Below are 15,276 nucleotides of genomic sequence, written 5' to 3'. Positions count from 1 at the left end.
GCAAGACATCAGCCAAGCATCGCCAGCGAAGATGACCAGTCTATGACAGCCGCCACACATGCTTTACTTCAACCCCACCACCCCGGCCACGATCAACCCGACCGACAGCAGCTTCATCGCCGTCAGACCCTCGCCCAGCAGCGCGAACCCGAGAAACACCGTGCCCAGCGAACCGATGGCGGTCCAGATCGGGTAAGCGATACTCACCGGCAACTCGCGCATGGCCAGGGTCAGAAAGTAAATCCCGCCCACCGCCGCCACGACCGTGATCACCGACGGCCAGAGCCGGGTAAAGCCTTCGGCGTATTTCATGCCCATGGCGAAGGTAACTTCGAAGGCAGCGGCGATCAGCAAAAATACCCAGGCCATCTAGAGCTCCCTGGCCAGCGCCAACAGACGTTGTTCGGCCTCGGCGACGGAGATCTGAAAGGTCCGCTCGGCGGACTCTTCACCCTCGGCGGCAACCACCATGATGTCAGTGATGCCGATAAACCCCAACGCCGTGCGCAGCAGAGGATCGGCGTGGTTCATGGCTTCCAGCTCACCACCCGGGCCGAAGCCAAACCCGCCGCGACTGGTGACGATCAGCGCTTTTTTGCCCTGCACCAGCGGCTCGTACTGGGCCACGCCGTTGTCCAGGATGTGATTGAAGGTCAGGCCGATCCGCACGATCTGATCAATCCAGGCCTTGAGACCGCTGGGCACGCTGAAGTTGTGCATCGGCGTGGAAATCACCAGCAGATCGTGACCAAACAATTCGCCGACCAGTTCATCGCTGAACGCCAGATCGGCCTGCATCGACAGCGGCCGGGCCTCGGGCTCGGGGTAAAACGCCGCCGCCACGAACGCCTCGTTGACCGGCGGAATCAGTGCCCGACCGACTTCGCGACGGGTCAACTGCGACTGCGGATGACGGGCCTGCCAAGCCGACAAAAACACCTCGGCCAAACGCCGGGAGTGGGAACGCTCGCCACGGGGGCTGGCGTGAATCGCAAGAACTCTGTTCATCTGAATATCCTCAGGACTAAACTCAAACGGCTTGTGGCGTGCAGGTTGAAGCGCATGGCCGCTGTCTTCAAATGAGCAAAAGTCAGTCAGGATGAATCTATTTCATCCATGGAGTATTCAATGTTTGCCTCGCTGCCGCTGACCGCCCTGCGCGCGTTCGAATCCGCCTCGCGCCTGCTGAGCTTCAAGGCCGCCGCCGAAGAACTCTCGGTGACGCCCACGGCGATTTCCCATCAGATTCGTTCGCTGGAGAGCTGGCTCGGCATCGCGCTGTTCGAACGGTTGCCCCGGCAAGTGCGCCTCACCGAGGGCGGTGAACGCCTGTTCCAGAGCTTGCACGGCGCTTTGCTTGACGTGGCGCAGAGCGTCGACACCCTGCGCCCGCAACGCAGCAGCACAAGCCTGACGATTTCTACCATCCCCGCCTTCGCCGCGTTGTGGCTGGTGCCACGTTTGGGTCGCTTCTATGCCCGGCATCCGAACATCAGCCTACGGCTCGACACCCATTGCGAAGTCGTCGATTTGCATCAGGATGCGAGTGTCGATCTGGTGGTGCGCTACAGCCTTGATAGCTATCCGAATCTTTATGGGCTGTGTTTATTCGACGAATCCTTTGGCGTCTATGGCTCTCCCGAACAGGTGGCCCTGGCGGCCAGGCAAGTGCCGGCGCTGATCAGCGTACGCTGGTGCAATTCAAAATTTTACGCGTACGGGTGGGAGGCGTGGTGCGCGCAGTCCGGCGAAACCTGGCTGACCGGGCAACCCGCCGTGCGCGAATACGATGAAGAGCATTACGCCCTGCAAGCGGCGATTGCCGGCCAGGGGCTGGTGCTGGCGAGCAATATTCTGGTATCCGAAAGCGTGGCCAGCGGGTTGCTGGTGGCTTACAAGGGCGAGGTTCAGGTCGACGGGGCCGGCTACAGCGCATTGTGCGTGCCGGGGCGTGAACGGCATCCACCGGTGCGGGCATTTTTTGCATGGTTGCAGGAAGAGGCTTTGTTGTCGGGGCTATTGCCAAGATCGCAGGCTGCGCCAGCTCCTGCACGAGAACGCATTCCCCTGTAGGAGCTGCCGAAGGCTGCGATCTTTTGCGTCCGTCAAATTACATCAAACTTTTTGCAATGCTCATCACTCACACCTTAGGTAGCGATCACGTCCCCAGAGGCGTGACGTCAACCGGATTAGCTTCCAGGAGATTGAGATGAGCGACATGCATTTGTCTGATGTAACCACCCTGCGTGAGCGGGCCCGCAAGAACGTCGAGAACGGTGCCGTGACCGAAAGCTACAGCGCCGACATCAATGAAGTGCTGCGCCTGCTCAACGAATCGCTGGCCACCGAACTGGTCTGCGTGTTGCGTTACAAGCGCCACTACTTCATGGCCACCGGCCTGAAAGCCCATTTTGCCGCCGACGAGTTCCTCGAACACGCGAACCAGGAAGCCGAACACGCCGACCGTCTGGCCGCGCGCATCGTGCAACTGGGCGGTGAGCCGGAGTTCAACCCCGACCTGCTGTCGAAAAACTCCCACGCCCAGTACGTGGCCGGCAACAACCTCAAGGAGATGGTCTACGAAGACCTGGTCGCCGAGCGGATCGCCATCGACAGCTACCGCGAGATCATTCAGTACATCGGCGAAAAAGACCCGACGACCCGGCGCATCTTCGAAGACATTTTGGCGCAGGAAGAAGAGCATGCGGATGATATGGCTGACATTCTGAAAGACCTGTAGCGCCTGATAGACCGCTATCGCGAGCAAGCTCGCTCCCACAATGGATCTGCGTTCACAGGCCCCATGTGGGAGCGAGCTTGCTCGCGATGGCGTCTTCAAAGACGCCACAAATTACTTGGTTGGTTTAACGGTCACCGGCGCCTTGCCCGACCTCATCTGCGCCAACAACGGCACACACTGGTTCGGCTCGCCACCACTCGGCGCGATCAGCGCCAACAACCCCGCCGCTGGCGCCGCGATCACGCCCAACGCCACCATACCGGCCCCACGCAACAACAACGGCACCGCTTTCACGCCCGCATCCGGCTTGATGAACTTGCCCCGCACGTACAACGGCGAACGCAACGAAATCAAACGCCAGCCCTTGGATTCCGGCGTAACGGTCAAGTCCAGTTGCTCAGTCGCCATGTTCGCGGTGCCATCGATGTAGATGATCGCGTTCTCGGTATCGAAGACAAACAACTGCGTGGTCGCCAAACCGGTCTTGATATCGAAATCGGCCGCCGCGCAGTTGATCTTCACTTCTTTGTCGCCAAAGATTTTGCCGACCACGTAGTTGCCGACGTTAAGTCCCGCCAGCTCCATCAACTCGCGGCTGATGGCGCCGTCGTTGATCAGCATTTTCAGCTTGCCGTTGGCGCTGCCCATCAACTTGGCCACCGAGTTGCCACGGCCGGCGATATCAGCGTCACCATTCAACTCGCCGAAACTGGTTTTCATCGGTTCAAAGGTCGGGAACAGCTGCTTGAGTTTGAAACCACGAGCGGTGAGTTTTGCCTGACCTTCCAGCGGCTCACTGCGGCCATTGAGACGAATCTGCGCATCCAGCTTGCCGCCGGCTACGCCGAAACGCAGCGGCTCCAGGCTGAGCAGACCGTCAGTCAGCACCAGGTGGGTATAAAGGTCGGTGAACGGCAGTTTTTCACTGTGGACGATGCGTTTGCCGGTGAATTCGACGTCGGCGTCCATATCGCGCCAGCGCTCGGTCTTGAACTCTTCGACCGGCAAGACCTTGTCCGTCGGCTGCTTGCTTTCACCGCCACGAGCCTTCTGCTTGGCGTTGGAATCGGCGCCGATCAACGGCGCCAGGTCGGCAAACAGCAATTGGTTGGAGACCAGCGCGCCGCTGAGTTTGGGCCGGGGCTGACTGGCGACGTACGCCAGGTCGCCATGAATGTCGCTGTCGCCGATCTTGCCGTTGAAGCCTTCATAGCGGAACTGCGCGCCGGCCGCGTCATGCAGTTTGGCAGTCAAGTGACCGTCAGTGGCGTAGGGCGGCGAGGCCGGCAGGGTCACGCCGGTCAACGGGTAAAGGTTGGCCAGGCTGGTGCCGGCCAGCTTCAAGCGCAAATCCAAGGCACCGAGGTTCAGCGGGTCTGTCAGCGTGCCCGCCAGATCGACGCTGGTGTCGGCGATCTTGACCTGGGCCTGGAGCGGAAACGGCTTGGCCGCGTCCTGCAAGGCCAGCAGGCCGCCGATCTTGCCTTCACCGGCGAGCTTCTGCTGGTGGTATTGGCCTTTGACCTTGATGGCGAAGGCGTAGTCCTGGGGTGCGCCGCCCTTATCGAACGCGGTTTTTGCCGCTTTGTCGCCGACGATATCGCTGAACGGAATCGGTTTGCCCAACGGGTCGATCAGCACGTCGAGCTGAGTTTTCAGGCTCTGGTCGTCGAGGGTGACGTGGCCCTTGTCGAATCCGATGGCGCCGATGTCCACCACCCACTTCGATGGTTCGGCGTTCGGGTCCTTGGGATCGAACTTGAAGGTCCAATTGGCGCGACCGTCGGCCAGGCGCTGGAGGCCGGCATTCGGTTCGGTCAGGTCAATGCGCGGAATCACTACCCGTTGCGCCAACAAGGCCAGCGGCGAGATGCGCAACTCGACACGCTTGAGGGTGACCATTTGCGGCTGCTTCGACCAGTCCGGGTTACCCAGGCTCAAGTCTTCGGCCACCACATGCGGCCACGGCACCCAGGCCCGCCAGCCGCCTTCATCGAGTTCGCGCCGCCACACCACCGCCAGGTTGCCATTAATGGCGAACGGACGGTGCAGCTCTTCGGAGACTTTGGCATTGAGTGGGGGTTTGATCCGGTTCCAATCAAAGAACACGATGATCAGAACCAGTACCGCCAGCAGCACAATCAGGCTGGCGAAGGTCCAGGTAATTATTTTTGAAGTGCGCGTCATTGCACGGGGCTCCTGAATACGACTGAGCGCCCTGACTGCGACGCACGGGTGAAACGTTAGGCCAGAACCGGCCTGCCATGGAATCTACGACTGGAAAACGGCCCGCAGGTTTAACCCGATTACCGCTTAACCCTCAAATAATCCATCGCCCACACACTGCGCCCGCTTCTGGCGTTACCGACCCCGCACTTTTGTGCGGCACGAGTGAGTCGAAAATACCCACCTCAGTGCAAAACGGCCCGCCGGAAACGCCCGTTCTAGAGCGCCTGCACGGAACAATCAATTCTGTTGATTATTACCATTGCGTTTATGAACTTTTATATCGACTTATCGAGAGTAGCATTGACCTCGTACCCACTTTATCGCCCTCCCAAGGAGCAACCCATCATGAAACGCCAATTACTGCTTAGCCTGACCCTCTCGATGCTAGCCAGCACCGCATTTGCTCTGCCAGCCGCTGATCAGGCCACACCGCAAGTCAAAACCAATCACTCGGTATTCAGCCAAACCGTCGCTGCTGATGGCTCGGATCGCACTCCACAAGGCCAGACCCTTGCCGAAGGTGGTAATGATCGCCTGAAAGAGAAAGGCTTGATCACCCAAGATGGCTACGACAAAACACCACAAGGCCAGACCCTTGCCGCTGACGGTTCCGACCGCACTCCACAAGGCCAGACCCTTGCTGCTGACGGCTCCGACCGCACCCCACAAGGCCAGACCCTTGCTGCTGACGGCTCCGACCGCACTCCACAAGGCCAGACCCTTGCTGCTGACGGTTCCGATCGCACTCCACAAGGCCAGACCCTTGCTGCTGATGGTTCTGATCGCACCCCACAAGGCCAAACCCTTGCTGAAGGTGGTGGTGACCGTGTAATCGAACGCAACAGCGCTGTGAGCTAAGCCCATGGCGGCCCTGAAAAAAGCCCAATTCCCGGATTGGGCTTTTGACTTTTATAGAAGCACGCTTGTTCTTCGCATGAACCCCGATCCCCGTTCGACGCCGGCAAAGCCGATTTGCTAGAGTGCGCCGCTGTCCTGTCCAGAAAACACCCTTGCGATGCTGCCCCGCGCCGAACAGAAACAACAGACCCGCAACGCCCTGATGGACGCCGCCCGCCATTTGATGGAATGCGGCCGAGGATTCGGCAGCCTGAGCCTGCGCGAAGTGGCGAAAACCGCCGGGATCGTGCCCACCGGTTTCTACCGGCATTTCGCCGATATGGACGAACTTGGCCTGGTGCTGGTCAGCGAAGTCGGCCAGACCTTCCGCGAAACCATCCGCCTGGTACGCCACAACGAATTCGTCATGGGCGGCATCATTGATGCGTCGGTGCGGATCTTCCTCGACGTGGTCAGCGCCAATCGCTCGCAATTCCTGTTTCTTGCCCGTGAGCAATACGGCGGTTCGCTGCCGGTGCGTCAGGCCATTGGCCGATTGCGCGAAGACATCAGCTCCGACCTGGCGTCCGACCTGTCGCTGATGCCGAAGCTGCAACATTTGGACATTGCCGGGCTGAGCGTCATGGCTGACCTGATCGTTAAAAGCGTGTTTGCCACCCTGCCGGACATTATCGATCCGCCCGTTGACGCATTGCCGGAGCACCTGACGCCTCAGGCGAAGATCACCCAGCAACTGCGCTTTATCTTTATTGGCCTCAAGCATTGGCAGGGGCTCGGTAGCACGGAATAACACACATCCCCTGTGGGAGCGGGCTTGCTCGCGAAGGCGGTGCGTCAGTCGATATCAATTTCGCCTGACACACCGCCTTCGCGAGCAAGCCCGCTCCCACATTGGTGCATGAAAAATCTTACATGCACCAACATGACTCAAAAGTCTGCAACATCTTGCAACAACCACTAAGCTCCGACAGGGTTTTCCTACGTCTTGTCCGATTGGCAAGCCCCTTGCTCTAGCCTGAGTATTGTCCTCTGCTGGAAGCTTTCCGATGCTGGTGATTCATCGCAGAATCGACCCTCAACCCGTCTGGGCCGCCGAGTTGCACCTGACCTTCGAAGCCCGGAGCAAAAGCCGTTTGCGCTGTTTCAGTGCCGAGCAGGAAGATGTCGGGTTGTTTTTAGAGCGCGGCCAGCCGCCGCTGTATGACGGCGAATGCCTAGAGGCTGAAGACGGGCGAATCGTGCGCGTCTGCGCTCGTCCCGAACAATTGCTGCACGTCACCTGCGCCAATGCCTTCGAACTGACCCGCGCGGCCTATCACTTGGGCAACCGCCACGTCGCCCTGCAAGTCGGCGATGGCTGGCTGCGTTTGCTCGACGATTACGTACTCAAGGCCATGCTCGAACAGCTGGATGCCAAGGTCGAAAACATCGAAGCCCCATTCCAGCCGGAACACGGCGCTTACGGTGGCGGCCATCACCACTCGCGGCACGGCGACGAAGATTTCAACTACCCACCGAAACTGCACCAGTTCGGCGTGCGTTTATGAACCCAGCCTGGGCGCTGCTGCGCCTGGCCAGTCCGCAGTTGCCGATTGGCGGCTACAGCTATTCCCAAGGCCTGGAAATGGCGGTGGATAACGGCCGGGTGAATGATGCTGATAGCGCGCGACGCTGGATCAGTGATCAGTTGCTGCTGAACCTCGCGCGTTTCGAAGCGCCGTTGTTGCTCGCCCATTGCGTGGCCGCCGCCGACGAAAACTGGGCCGAACTGTTGCAACGCTGCGAAGAACATCGCGCCAGCCGGGAAACCCGCGAACTGCATCAGGAAAGTCGGCAGATGGGCTATTCGTTGCAGCAACTGCTCAACGGTTTACCGGAACTCGATGCGCCAGCCCGGGCTTTTCTCGAGCAACGTCCCGAGCCGCACTTGGCTCTCGGCTGGGCATTGGCCGCCCGCGCTTGGGGGATCACGCCGCAGGATGCCTTGGCCGCCTGGCTCTGGAGCTGGCTGGAAAACCAATTGGCGGTGTTGATGAAAACCCTGCCCATGGGCCAGCAGGCCGCGCAACGCCTGACCAGTCAATTGCTGCCGTTGCTACAAGAGGCGCAGCTACACGCTACCCGAATCAATCCCGAACACTATGGCAGCGCCGCTTTCGGCCTGTCCCTGGCGTGCATGGCCCATGAGCGCCAGTACAGCCGTCTGTTCCGTTCCTAGGGCCTTTTATTTTGGGCCTTTTATTTGGAGAAGCAGCATGAACACACAACCTCTGCGCGTCGGCATCGGCGGCCCGGTCGGTTCCGGTAAAACCGCCCTGACCCTGGCCCTGTGCCTGGCGCTACGTGATCGCTACAACCTGGCGGTCGTGACTAACGACATCTACACCCGCGAAGACGCTGACTTTCTGGTGCGCAACGAAGCCCTGGCACCGGAACGCATCATCGGCGTCGAAACCGGCGGCTGCCCGCACACGGCGATCCGCGAAGACGCCTCGATCAACCTCGAAGCAGTCGATCAACTGAACCGGCGCTTTCCGGGGCTGGACCTGATTATTGTCGAGTCCGGTGGCGATAACCTGTCGGCGACCTTCAGCCCGGAGCTGTCCGACTTGACCATCTATGTGATCGACGTTTCCGCTGGCGACAAGTTGCCGCGCAAGGGCGGGCCGGGGATTTGCAAATCCGATTTGCTGGTGATCAACAAGGTCGATCTCGCGCCGCTGGTGGGCGCCTCGCTGGAGTTGATGGACAGCGACACCAAACGCATGCGCAACGGCAAGCCGTTCGTCTTCAGCAACCAGAAGACCGGCCTGGGCCTGGAAGAAATCATCGCCTTCATCGAACGCCAGGGCCTGCTGACCGCAGCCTGATCATGCTCAATTTTTATCAACAAGGAAGCTTATCCATGACACTGAAACGCATTCTGGGCACCCTGGCCCTGCTGCTGACCCCGGCCATCGCCTTCGCCCACCCAGGTCATGGTGATAACGGTTTGATCGCGGGCATCAGCCACCCGATAAGCGGCATCGATCACCTGCTGGCGATGGTCGCGGTGGGTTTGTGGGCGGCGCAGCAGAAAGGCGCGGCGCGCTGGGCGCTGCCATGCACGTTCGTCGGCACTATGCTGATCGGCGGCTTGCTCGGTTTTGAAGGGCTGAACCTGCCGGCATTGGAAAGCGGGATTGCGGCGTCGGTGTTGGCGCTGGGCCTGGCGGTGGCGTTGGCGGTGCGTCCGCCGTTGGCGGTTGCGGTCGGTGCGACGGCGTTGTTTGCGCTGTTTCATGGCGTGGCACATGGCCTGGAACTGCCGGACATGTCGAGCCCTTGGGCGTATGCCGCCGGGTTTGTAGCAGCGACGGCGGCGTTGCATGCGGCCGGTTATGCGATGGTTCGCGTGTTGCCTCAGGCTGCGGCGCCGTTGGTTCGGGTGGTCGGGGCGGCTTCGGCAGCGACCGGAGTTTGGTTGTTGGCGGGCTGAATTCATTATTGCCAGTTCTGGCCTCATCGCGAGCAAGCTCGCTCCCACATTGGAATGCGTTCCCCTGTGGGAGCGAGCTTGCTCGCGATGGCGGCCTGACAGACACCGGCTCTCTAGGGCCGGCCTCTCTGCTAACATGTCGCGCAATCGCCCCTGCCGTGACGACGCCAGCCAATGCCGCATGCTTCCCGCTCTGCCTCCCAGCCTGAATTGACCGCCCTGTTCGCCTCGGTGCAACAGCATTTCCAGGACGTCATCGTGCCGCTCTGGCAAGGCCCCGGCTGGAACACCGACATGGCGTTGCCCTATGAGGCGCTGGACGCTGAGCATCAACCGCTGCCACCGCAGCGCTATCGCGCCATGGCCTGCGCCCGTCAGCTGTATCTTTTTCGAGCCTGATCGGCCAGGTGCCGGAGGCCGAAGTCCGGGCGGCGGCGCTGTTCCGTTCCTTGCAGCAGCATTTTCACGATGCCGAGCACGGCGGCTGGTTCTACAGCATCGACCCGCAAGGCGCGCCGCTGGATCAGCGCAAAGACCTCTACACCCACGCGTTCATCCTGTTCGCCTGCGCCCATTACTGGGACAAGGTTCGCGAGCCACTGGTGGAATCGGTGCTCAACGCGGCACTGGAAGTCGTGGCCCAACGCTTCGCCACGGACGACGGTCTGTACGAAGCGTGCCTGGACCGTGACTGGTCTTCGCTCAAGACCGGACCGCTGCAGAACCCGCTGATGCATTTGGCCGAAGCGTTTCTCGCAACCCTGTCAGTGCGTGAAGACATCGCCGTGCAGCAACGCTTGCTAGCGCTGTGTGCCGGGATGCAGAAGAAATTCGTCGTCCCGCAGGAAGGCGTTTTGATGGAAAAACCTCTGGGGGCTGTGGATAACTGGTTCGAACCGGGCCATCAGTTCGAGTGGTACTTCCTGCTGGAGTCTTCTTCGTTGCTGCGAGACAGCAAACTGCATCGCTCCCTGAGCCGGGCGTTCAGCTACACCGAGCAGTTGGGCGTGGTCGAACACAATGGCGCCGTTCGAGCCATGCTCGATCTGGAGAGCGACCCCCGTCGTCCTCGCGACAGCACTCAACGCATCTGGGCGCAGGCCGAATACCTGCGCGCCCTGACCTTGCGGCCGGACAGCGAAGCGGCGGTACTGCGCCAATTGCAGGCGTTGCAGCAGCGTTTCCTGCATGCGGGGGTTGGTATGAGTGTCGTGATGAGGAGGGTGAAGTCAGCCGCAAGGACATGCCGTCGACCACGCCGTATCACTTGGCGACCTGTTATCGCGGACTAGTTGATTACCTGAGCTGACTTGTGGCGAGGGAGCTTGCTCCCGCTGGGCTGCGCAGCAGACCCTCATTTTTTCGGGCACATCGCAGGCGGCTGCTGCGCACCCGAACGGGAGCAAGCGCCTTCGCCACAGGTAAATACCCCCTCCCCATAGATCACCGATCCATCACGCAATCCACTTCCGATCCCCGGTAAAACTGATCGTCAGCCAGCGCGCCGCATCCGCCTTGCCCAACTTCGCGGAAATCTCCTCGCGCAATACATCCAGTTGCCCAACGTTCTCCAGTCGGTAATCCGCCGGCAACACCACATGAATCTCGATAAACCGCGCCCGTCCGTGCTTTTGCACGTAGGAGATGTAGTCGTCGAAACCATGCTCGACCTTGGCCGCGTCCATCACCTGGCGCACTTTGTCGTCCAGTTGATCCGGGGCAATGCCCAGTACATCACGTAGCGCCGGGCGCAGGATCTTGAACGCCGGCGCCAACATGCTCAGCGCCAGCAGAATCAGAATCAGCGGGTCGACGTAGACCGCCCACTGCCCATAACCCTGGGACTTGAGCAACAGCGCCGTCAGGAAACTCACCAACAAACCCACCGACAGCATCGCGTCCACCAGCCAACTGATGTTGTCGAACTGGATCAGCGTTGATTTGAGCTTTCGGTTGCGATGACGAACGTAGAAGAAATACGCGAACTCGACGACGGTAAACACCGCCGCGTAGATGATCACCAGCCCGAGCTCAATCTCGCGGCCGCCATTGATGATGCCGAACACGCCGTTGAGAAAGGCATAGATCGCGATCAGAAACAGGAAACTGCCTTCGATCAGCAACACCATCGGCTCCAGGTGCCAGAAGCCGAACTGGAAGCGGTGATTACTTTCTTTGGCGATCAACTTGGCGGTGATCAGCATCAGGACCTTGATGAAGGTCGCGATCAACGAGAAAAAACCATCGAACAGGATGGATTGGGCACCTGAAACAAAACCGGTAACGATCCCGGCGATCGCCACGGCGAACATCAGAATGGTCGATTGTTTGAGCAGCGACTGCTCACCTCGGTTACTCACGTAGCCTCCTCTAAAAACCTTGAAAACCGCAGGGTGCGGTGGGGTTGTTGGATGAGGAGTCTACCTTATGTGCTGTTTTGCCAGTTCGGGCCCCTTCGCGAGCAAGCCCGCTCCCACAGGGGAAATGTGTTGTGTCCAAGATTGCAGACACACCATAAATCCAATGTGGGAGCGGGCTTGCTCGCGAAAAACGATGACTCGGTCTTACGCCTTGCCACCATTACGCTCAATCGAAAAACCCGCCCAGGTCTGGCTCACCGGCATCAGCTCCAGGCTGTTGATGTTGATGTGCGCCGGCGCATTCAGCACCCAGAAAATAGTGTCGGCGATGTCTTGCGGCTGAATCGGCTCGGCACCGGCGTAGGTGGCGTTGTAGCGTTCCTGGTCACCGGCAAAGCGCACCAGCGAGAACTCGCTCTCGCACAGGCCCGGCTCGATATTGCTGACCCGTACACCCGTGCCTTGCAGATCGCAACGCAGGTTCAGGGAGAACTGTTTGACGAACGCCTTGCTCGCGCCATACACGTGGCTGCCCGGGTACGGGTAGTTGCCGGCGATGGAGCCGAGGTTGACGATACCGGCGCCGCGACCGTGAGCGATCAGGCGTGGCAGCAGCAGGCGAGTGCTGTACATCAGGCCCTTGATGTTGGTATCGACCATGGTGTCCCAGTCGTCCAGATCACACTTGGGCGCCGGGTCCACGCCCAGTGCCAGGCCGGCGTTGTTGATCAACCCGCGCAACTTGGCGAAGGACGGCGGCAAGTTGGCAATCGCCTCCTCCATGGCCTTGCGATCACGCACGTCGAGCACCAGACCATGGACCTCGGTCTGCTTCGACAACTCGGCGCACAGGGCGTCGAGGCGCTCTTCACGACGGCCGGTCAGCACCAGTTTCCAGCCTGCCTCGGCAAAACGACGGGCGCAGGCTTCGCCAAAACCGGAAGTCGCGCCGGTGATAAACAGGGTGTTGGACATCGTGTTCTCCTTGCTTCGGCTGATCGGCAGCCATTGGAATAGAAAATCAGCAGCCAGCATGCCCGGCCCGGAGCACAGCGGCAACCCGCTGTTGCTGAGCGACCTTACAGACCACGCGTACAGGCGATCTGCGCAAAGCTGCCACCACTGAGCGTGACTACCGTGGGGCTGGTCTTTTCGATTTCGCTCGGCGGCGTCAGGTGCAATTGTTTGACGGCAACCCCGGCGTCCTGCCAAAGGATTTTCTTGTAGCTGACGTACCCCGAGGCCTCGCCGCCGCCGGTCACAATGCGAATCGAGCTACCGCCGGGCCGGTAGTAAACGGTGGTACTCGCCCCGGTGCAAACGTAGGCAAAATCCTTTTGCGCAGTTGGCAGCAAAGCCCCGGCCATCCCCTCCACCACGCTGTACAACACACCCCCGACCAGAAAAATAGCCGCCAGCCCGGCCACTACCGTCACCCACCCGGTATACGCTCCAAAGCGTGATGACGGGCGAGGCGCCGGGCTACTCGGCTCGGCGGCAATCACCTCAATCGCCGGTTCTGGCGCTGCGATGATCTTCTTTTGCGGCGCTATCACAGCAGCGCTGTTCAGCGATGGTGGCTGGGCATTGATCACCTCGACATTCATCACCACCCGCCGAATGACCTTGGGCCTCGGCAAGCGGGCACGCTGACGCCGGATAATCCGTGCCTGAAGCACCACGAACGCGGCACACAGCAGCGGCACCACTTGATTGAGCGCAGGCGACTGAGTGTTGATCCAGCCGACAACGATCGGATCGCCCACCGCGATATCACCCGCCACATACCCCAGCAACGCCGCACCAATCACCACCAGCATCGGCTGACGCTGCAATAACCGGGCGATCAGCACGCTGCCGAACATCAACAACGGCACACTCAACAGCAACCCCAACAGCAGATAGAAAACGCTGCCCTGAGCCACCGCCGCCAACCCGACCACGTTGTCCATGCTCATGATCAAGTCGGCTGTGAGCACGGTGAGCACCGCACCGCCCAAAGTCGACAGCGCTCCAGTTGGCGGCTCGCCCTCCTCCGTCGCCTCTTCCTCGATCAGCAACCGAATCGCGATCACCAGCAACAGCACGGCACCGATCAACTTCAGCCCCGGCACCAGCAGCAACCAGCCCGCCAGCGTCGTCAGCAGCACCCGCAGGATAATCGCGCCGCTGGTGCCGATCATGACCGCGCGCTTGAGCTGATCCGGCGGCAAGCCGCGACACGCCATGGCGATCACCAGCGCATTGTCCCCGGACAGGATCAGGTCCAGCAGGAACACTTCAAAAATCATACTCAGCGCATGCAGCGCACCGTCAAATAACATCGCGTGGTTTCCCGACAAGAACCTTCGTCATCACAACTTCATCCCAGCGAACCGCAGAGCCCGGCATACAACCCGAGTACCGACGTCAGCGTGAAAATAACCGCGACCACCCGTGCATAACGCCCACGCAAGCGATGCTCCGCCGGCAGAACGCCGCGCGCGAGCAAGAACAACAACAGCAAAATCAGCGGGATCAACAAGGCATTGAGCACCCCGACGGCAATCGACAAGCGGATCAGGTTCACCCCGGACGCCACCAGCACCGCCCCGGCGATCAGCAACAGCGCAAACGGGCCGTAGAACCAGGGCGCATCCAGCGGGTGTTGCTCCAGCGAATGGCGCACGCCCAAGGCTTCACCCACTGCCCACACCGCACTCAGACACACCACGATGGTTGCCACCAGCGCACCACCGGCCAAGCCGATGGCAAACACCAACTGACCCCAGGTCGGGCCGATCAACGCGCCAAAGGCCTGGCCGATCTGGGCGATGCTGTCCAGCCCTGCGGTGTGCCCGCCAAGGGTAGCGGCAGCGGCGATCACGATGGCCGCCGTCAGTACCTGACAGAACACCGCCCCCACCAGCGTATCAATGCGCGCTATGGGCAGATGCGTAGCATCCAGGCCTTTGTCGATCAGTGCCGATTGCTGATAGAACACCGTCCACGGCATCACGCTGGTGCCCAGGTTGGCGGCCACCAGATACAGATAATCCGGTTTGTTGAGCGGCATGCGGGTGATGTCATGCAGTAGCTGTGGAATGTCGGGTTGTGACTTGATCGCCATGACCACGAAGGCCAGGCCGAACATGCCCACCGCCAGGGTCACCCGCTCGACCGAGCGGTACGAACCGGTCAGCACCATGCCGAGGATGAACACCACCAGTGTCAGCAAAATCACCCAGCCGGGAATCCCGAACAGACTGCCGGCGCCGACCAGGCCACTCATTTGCGTCAACAGCGAACCGAAACAGCTAAGCAACAACACCACCGCCGTGACCGCCGCCAGCGCCCGGCCGAAGCGCTGACGCACCAATTCCACATAGCCCTTGCCGGTGCACAACCCCAGCCGGACCGTCAGTTCCTGAGCCATGAACATCAACGGCACCAACAGAAACTGCAATAACAGCAAACGGTAGCCCCACTGCGCACCGCTTTGTGCGGCCGTAATCACGCTGCCGGCCTCGGTGTCCGCCATCATCACCACCAGCCCCGGGCCCATGGTGGCGAGCAGTCGGGCCAGCCGCTGTCGGAATGCCGGGGGATCAGCGGACAGGTCACTCATGGTT

At 60.5% G+C, this 15,276-nt stretch carries 15 protein-coding genes and 1 pseudogene; 9 read left to right on the top strand and 7 right to left on the bottom strand.

What is annotated here, in order from left to right; genetic code table 11:
- Positions 1 to 63: 63 nt before the first annotated feature.
- Both RHM58_RS11550 and RHM58_RS11545 read right to left on the bottom strand, forming a co-directional pair.
- Positions 64 to 369: a DMT family transporter gene (locus tag RHM58_RS11550; RefSeq protein ID WP_322270419.1), complete on the bottom strand. Its 306-nt coding sequence runs from the start codon at positions 367 to 369 to the stop codon at positions 64 to 66.
- Complete coding sequence (locus tag RHM58_RS11545) at positions 370 to 1,008, bottom strand: FMN-dependent NADH-azoreductase (protein WP_322270418.1); 639 nt, start codon at positions 1,006 to 1,008, stop codon at positions 370 to 372.
- A gap of 108 nt (positions 1,009 to 1,116) precedes the next feature.
- Between RHM58_RS11545 and RHM58_RS11540 the strand changes: the two genes are divergently transcribed.
- Both RHM58_RS11540 and RHM58_RS11535 read left to right on the top strand, forming a co-directional pair.
- Positions 1,117 to 2,073 (top strand): LysR substrate-binding domain-containing protein, encoded by a 957-nt coding sequence (locus RHM58_RS11540; protein WP_322270417.1) that lies wholly within the window; start codon positions 1,117 to 1,119, stop codon positions 2,071 to 2,073.
- A gap of 136 nt (positions 2,074 to 2,209) precedes the next feature.
- Entirely contained in the window at positions 2,210 to 2,740 is a 531-nt protein-coding gene (locus RHM58_RS11535; protein WP_201200185.1) for a ferritin-like domain-containing protein, read from the top strand.
- A 111-nt stretch (positions 2,741 to 2,851) separates the two neighbouring features.
- On the opposite strand, the gene RHM58_RS11530 is transcribed toward RHM58_RS11535, so the two are convergent.
- Positions 2,852 to 4,927 (bottom strand): AsmA family protein, encoded by a 2,076-nt coding sequence (locus RHM58_RS11530; RefSeq protein WP_322270416.1) that lies wholly within the window; start codon positions 4,925 to 4,927, stop codon positions 2,852 to 2,854.
- Positions 4,928 to 5,314: 387 nt separating this feature from the next.
- Between RHM58_RS11530 and RHM58_RS11525 the strand changes: the two genes are divergently transcribed.
- The 7 genes and pseudogenes from RHM58_RS11525 to RHM58_RS11495 all read left to right on the top strand — a co-directional run bounded on the left by RHM58_RS11525 (position 5,315) and on the right by RHM58_RS11495 (position 10,614).
- A complete protein-coding gene (locus RHM58_RS11525; protein ID WP_201200183.1) occupies positions 5,315 to 5,827 on the top strand; it encodes a hypothetical protein in 513 nt (170 codons plus the stop codon).
- A gap of 157 nt (positions 5,828 to 5,984) precedes the next feature.
- Positions 5,985 to 6,617, top strand: coding sequence for a TetR family transcriptional regulator (locus RHM58_RS11520; RefSeq protein ID WP_322270415.1), 633 nt, complete (start codon positions 5,985 to 5,987; stop codon positions 6,615 to 6,617).
- A 256-nt stretch (positions 6,618 to 6,873) separates the two neighbouring features.
- Positions 6,874 to 7,374, top strand: coding sequence for an urease accessory protein UreE (gene ureE / locus RHM58_RS11515; RefSeq protein WP_322270414.1), 501 nt, complete (start codon positions 6,874 to 6,876; stop codon positions 7,372 to 7,374).
- On the top strand, positions 7,371 to 8,045 hold the full coding sequence (locus RHM58_RS11510) for an urease accessory protein UreF (protein WP_201200181.1): 675 nt from the start codon (positions 7,371 to 7,373) through the stop codon (positions 8,043 to 8,045). The genes ureE and RHM58_RS11510 overlap by 4 nt, the downstream gene beginning before the upstream one ends.
- Positions 8,046 to 8,082: 37 nt before the next feature.
- Positions 8,083 to 8,697: an urease accessory protein UreG gene (gene ureG / locus RHM58_RS11505; RefSeq protein WP_123513966.1), complete on the top strand. Its 615-nt coding sequence runs from the start codon at positions 8,083 to 8,085 to the stop codon at positions 8,695 to 8,697.
- Positions 8,698 to 8,732: 35 nt separating this feature from the next.
- On the top strand, positions 8,733 to 9,305 hold the full coding sequence (locus RHM58_RS11500; protein WP_322270413.1) for a HupE/UreJ family protein: 573 nt from the start codon (positions 8,733 to 8,735) through the stop codon (positions 9,303 to 9,305).
- Positions 9,306 to 9,479: 174 nt separating this feature from the next.
- Positions 9,480 to 10,614: pseudogene (locus RHM58_RS11495) on the top strand (AGE family epimerase/isomerase).
- 145 nt (positions 10,615 to 10,759) lie between these two features.
- On the opposite strand, the gene RHM58_RS11490 reads toward RHM58_RS11495, so the two are convergent.
- The 4 genes from RHM58_RS11490 to RHM58_RS11475 form a co-directional block, all read right to left on the bottom strand.
- Entirely contained in the window at positions 10,760 to 11,665 is a 906-nt protein-coding gene (locus tag RHM58_RS11490; RefSeq protein ID WP_201200175.1) for a cation diffusion facilitator family transporter, read from the bottom strand.
- A 204-nt stretch (positions 11,666 to 11,869) separates the two neighbouring features.
- Positions 11,870 to 12,640: an SDR family oxidoreductase gene (locus tag RHM58_RS11485; RefSeq protein WP_201205114.1), complete on the bottom strand. Its 771-nt coding sequence runs from the start codon at positions 12,638 to 12,640 to the stop codon at positions 11,870 to 11,872.
- Between the two features lie 104 nt (positions 12,641 to 12,744).
- Positions 12,745 to 13,989 (bottom strand): YjbE family putative metal transport protein, encoded by a 1,245-nt coding sequence (locus RHM58_RS11480; protein ID WP_322270412.1) that lies wholly within the window; start codon positions 13,987 to 13,989, stop codon positions 12,745 to 12,747.
- A 38-nt stretch (positions 13,990 to 14,027) separates the two neighbouring features.
- A complete protein-coding gene (locus RHM58_RS11475) occupies positions 14,028 to 15,272 on the bottom strand; it encodes an NRAMP family divalent metal transporter (RefSeq protein WP_322270411.1) in 1,245 nt (414 codons plus the stop codon).
- Positions 15,273 to 15,276 lie beyond the last annotated feature (4 nt).

The sequence above is a fragment of the Pseudomonas sp. 10S4 genome (assembly GCF_034344865.1).
Taxonomy (GTDB): domain Bacteria; phylum Pseudomonadota; class Gammaproteobacteria; order Pseudomonadales; family Pseudomonadaceae; genus Aquipseudomonas.
Note: the sequence above shows the minus strand (reverse complement) of the source record. Positions and strands in the feature narration are given on the sequence as shown.

Excerpts from the sequence above, each read along its gene's own strand:
- RHM58_RS11475 (WP_322270411.1), bottom strand. The coding sequence starts at position 15,272 with ATGAGTGACCTGTCCGCTGATCCCCCGGCATTCCGACAGCGGCTGGCC.
- RHM58_RS11480 (WP_322270412.1), bottom strand. The coding sequence starts at position 13,989 with ATGTTATTTGACGGTGCGCTGCATGCGCTGAGTATGATTTTTGAAGTG.
- ureG (WP_123513966.1), top strand. The coding sequence starts at position 8,083 with ATGAACACACAACCTCTGCGCGTCGGCATCGGCGGCCCGGTCGGTTCC.
- RHM58_RS11525 (WP_201200183.1), top strand. The coding sequence starts at position 5,315 with ATGAAACGCCAATTACTGCTTAGCCTGACCCTCTCGATGCTAGCCAGC.
- RHM58_RS11545 (WP_322270418.1), bottom strand. The coding sequence starts at position 1,008 with ATGAACAGAGTTCTTGCGATTCACGCCAGCCCCCGTGGCGAGCGTTCC.
- RHM58_RS11550 (WP_322270419.1), bottom strand. The coding sequence starts at position 369 with ATGGCCTGGGTATTTTTGCTGATCGCCGCTGCCTTCGAAGTTACCTTC.
- RHM58_RS11500 (WP_322270413.1), top strand. The coding sequence starts at position 8,733 with ATGACACTGAAACGCATTCTGGGCACCCTGGCCCTGCTGCTGACCCCG.
- RHM58_RS11530 (WP_322270416.1), bottom strand. The coding sequence starts at position 4,927 with ATGACGCGCACTTCAAAAATAATTACCTGGACCTTCGCCAGCCTGATT.
- RHM58_RS11540 (WP_322270417.1), top strand. The coding sequence starts at position 1,117 with ATGGAGTATTCAATGTTTGCCTCGCTGCCGCTGACCGCCCTGCGCGCG.
- RHM58_RS11485 (WP_201205114.1), bottom strand. The coding sequence starts at position 12,640 with ATGTCCAACACCCTGTTTATCACCGGCGCGACTTCCGGTTTTGGCGAA.
- ureE (WP_322270414.1), top strand. The coding sequence starts at position 6,874 with ATGCTGGTGATTCATCGCAGAATCGACCCTCAACCCGTCTGGGCCGCC.
- RHM58_RS11535 (WP_201200185.1), top strand. The coding sequence starts at position 2,210 with ATGAGCGACATGCATTTGTCTGATGTAACCACCCTGCGTGAGCGGGCC.
- RHM58_RS11520 (WP_322270415.1), top strand. The coding sequence starts at position 5,985 with ATGCTGCCCCGCGCCGAACAGAAACAACAGACCCGCAACGCCCTGATG.
- RHM58_RS11510 (WP_201200181.1), top strand. The coding sequence starts at position 7,371 with ATGAACCCAGCCTGGGCGCTGCTGCGCCTGGCCAGTCCGCAGTTGCCG.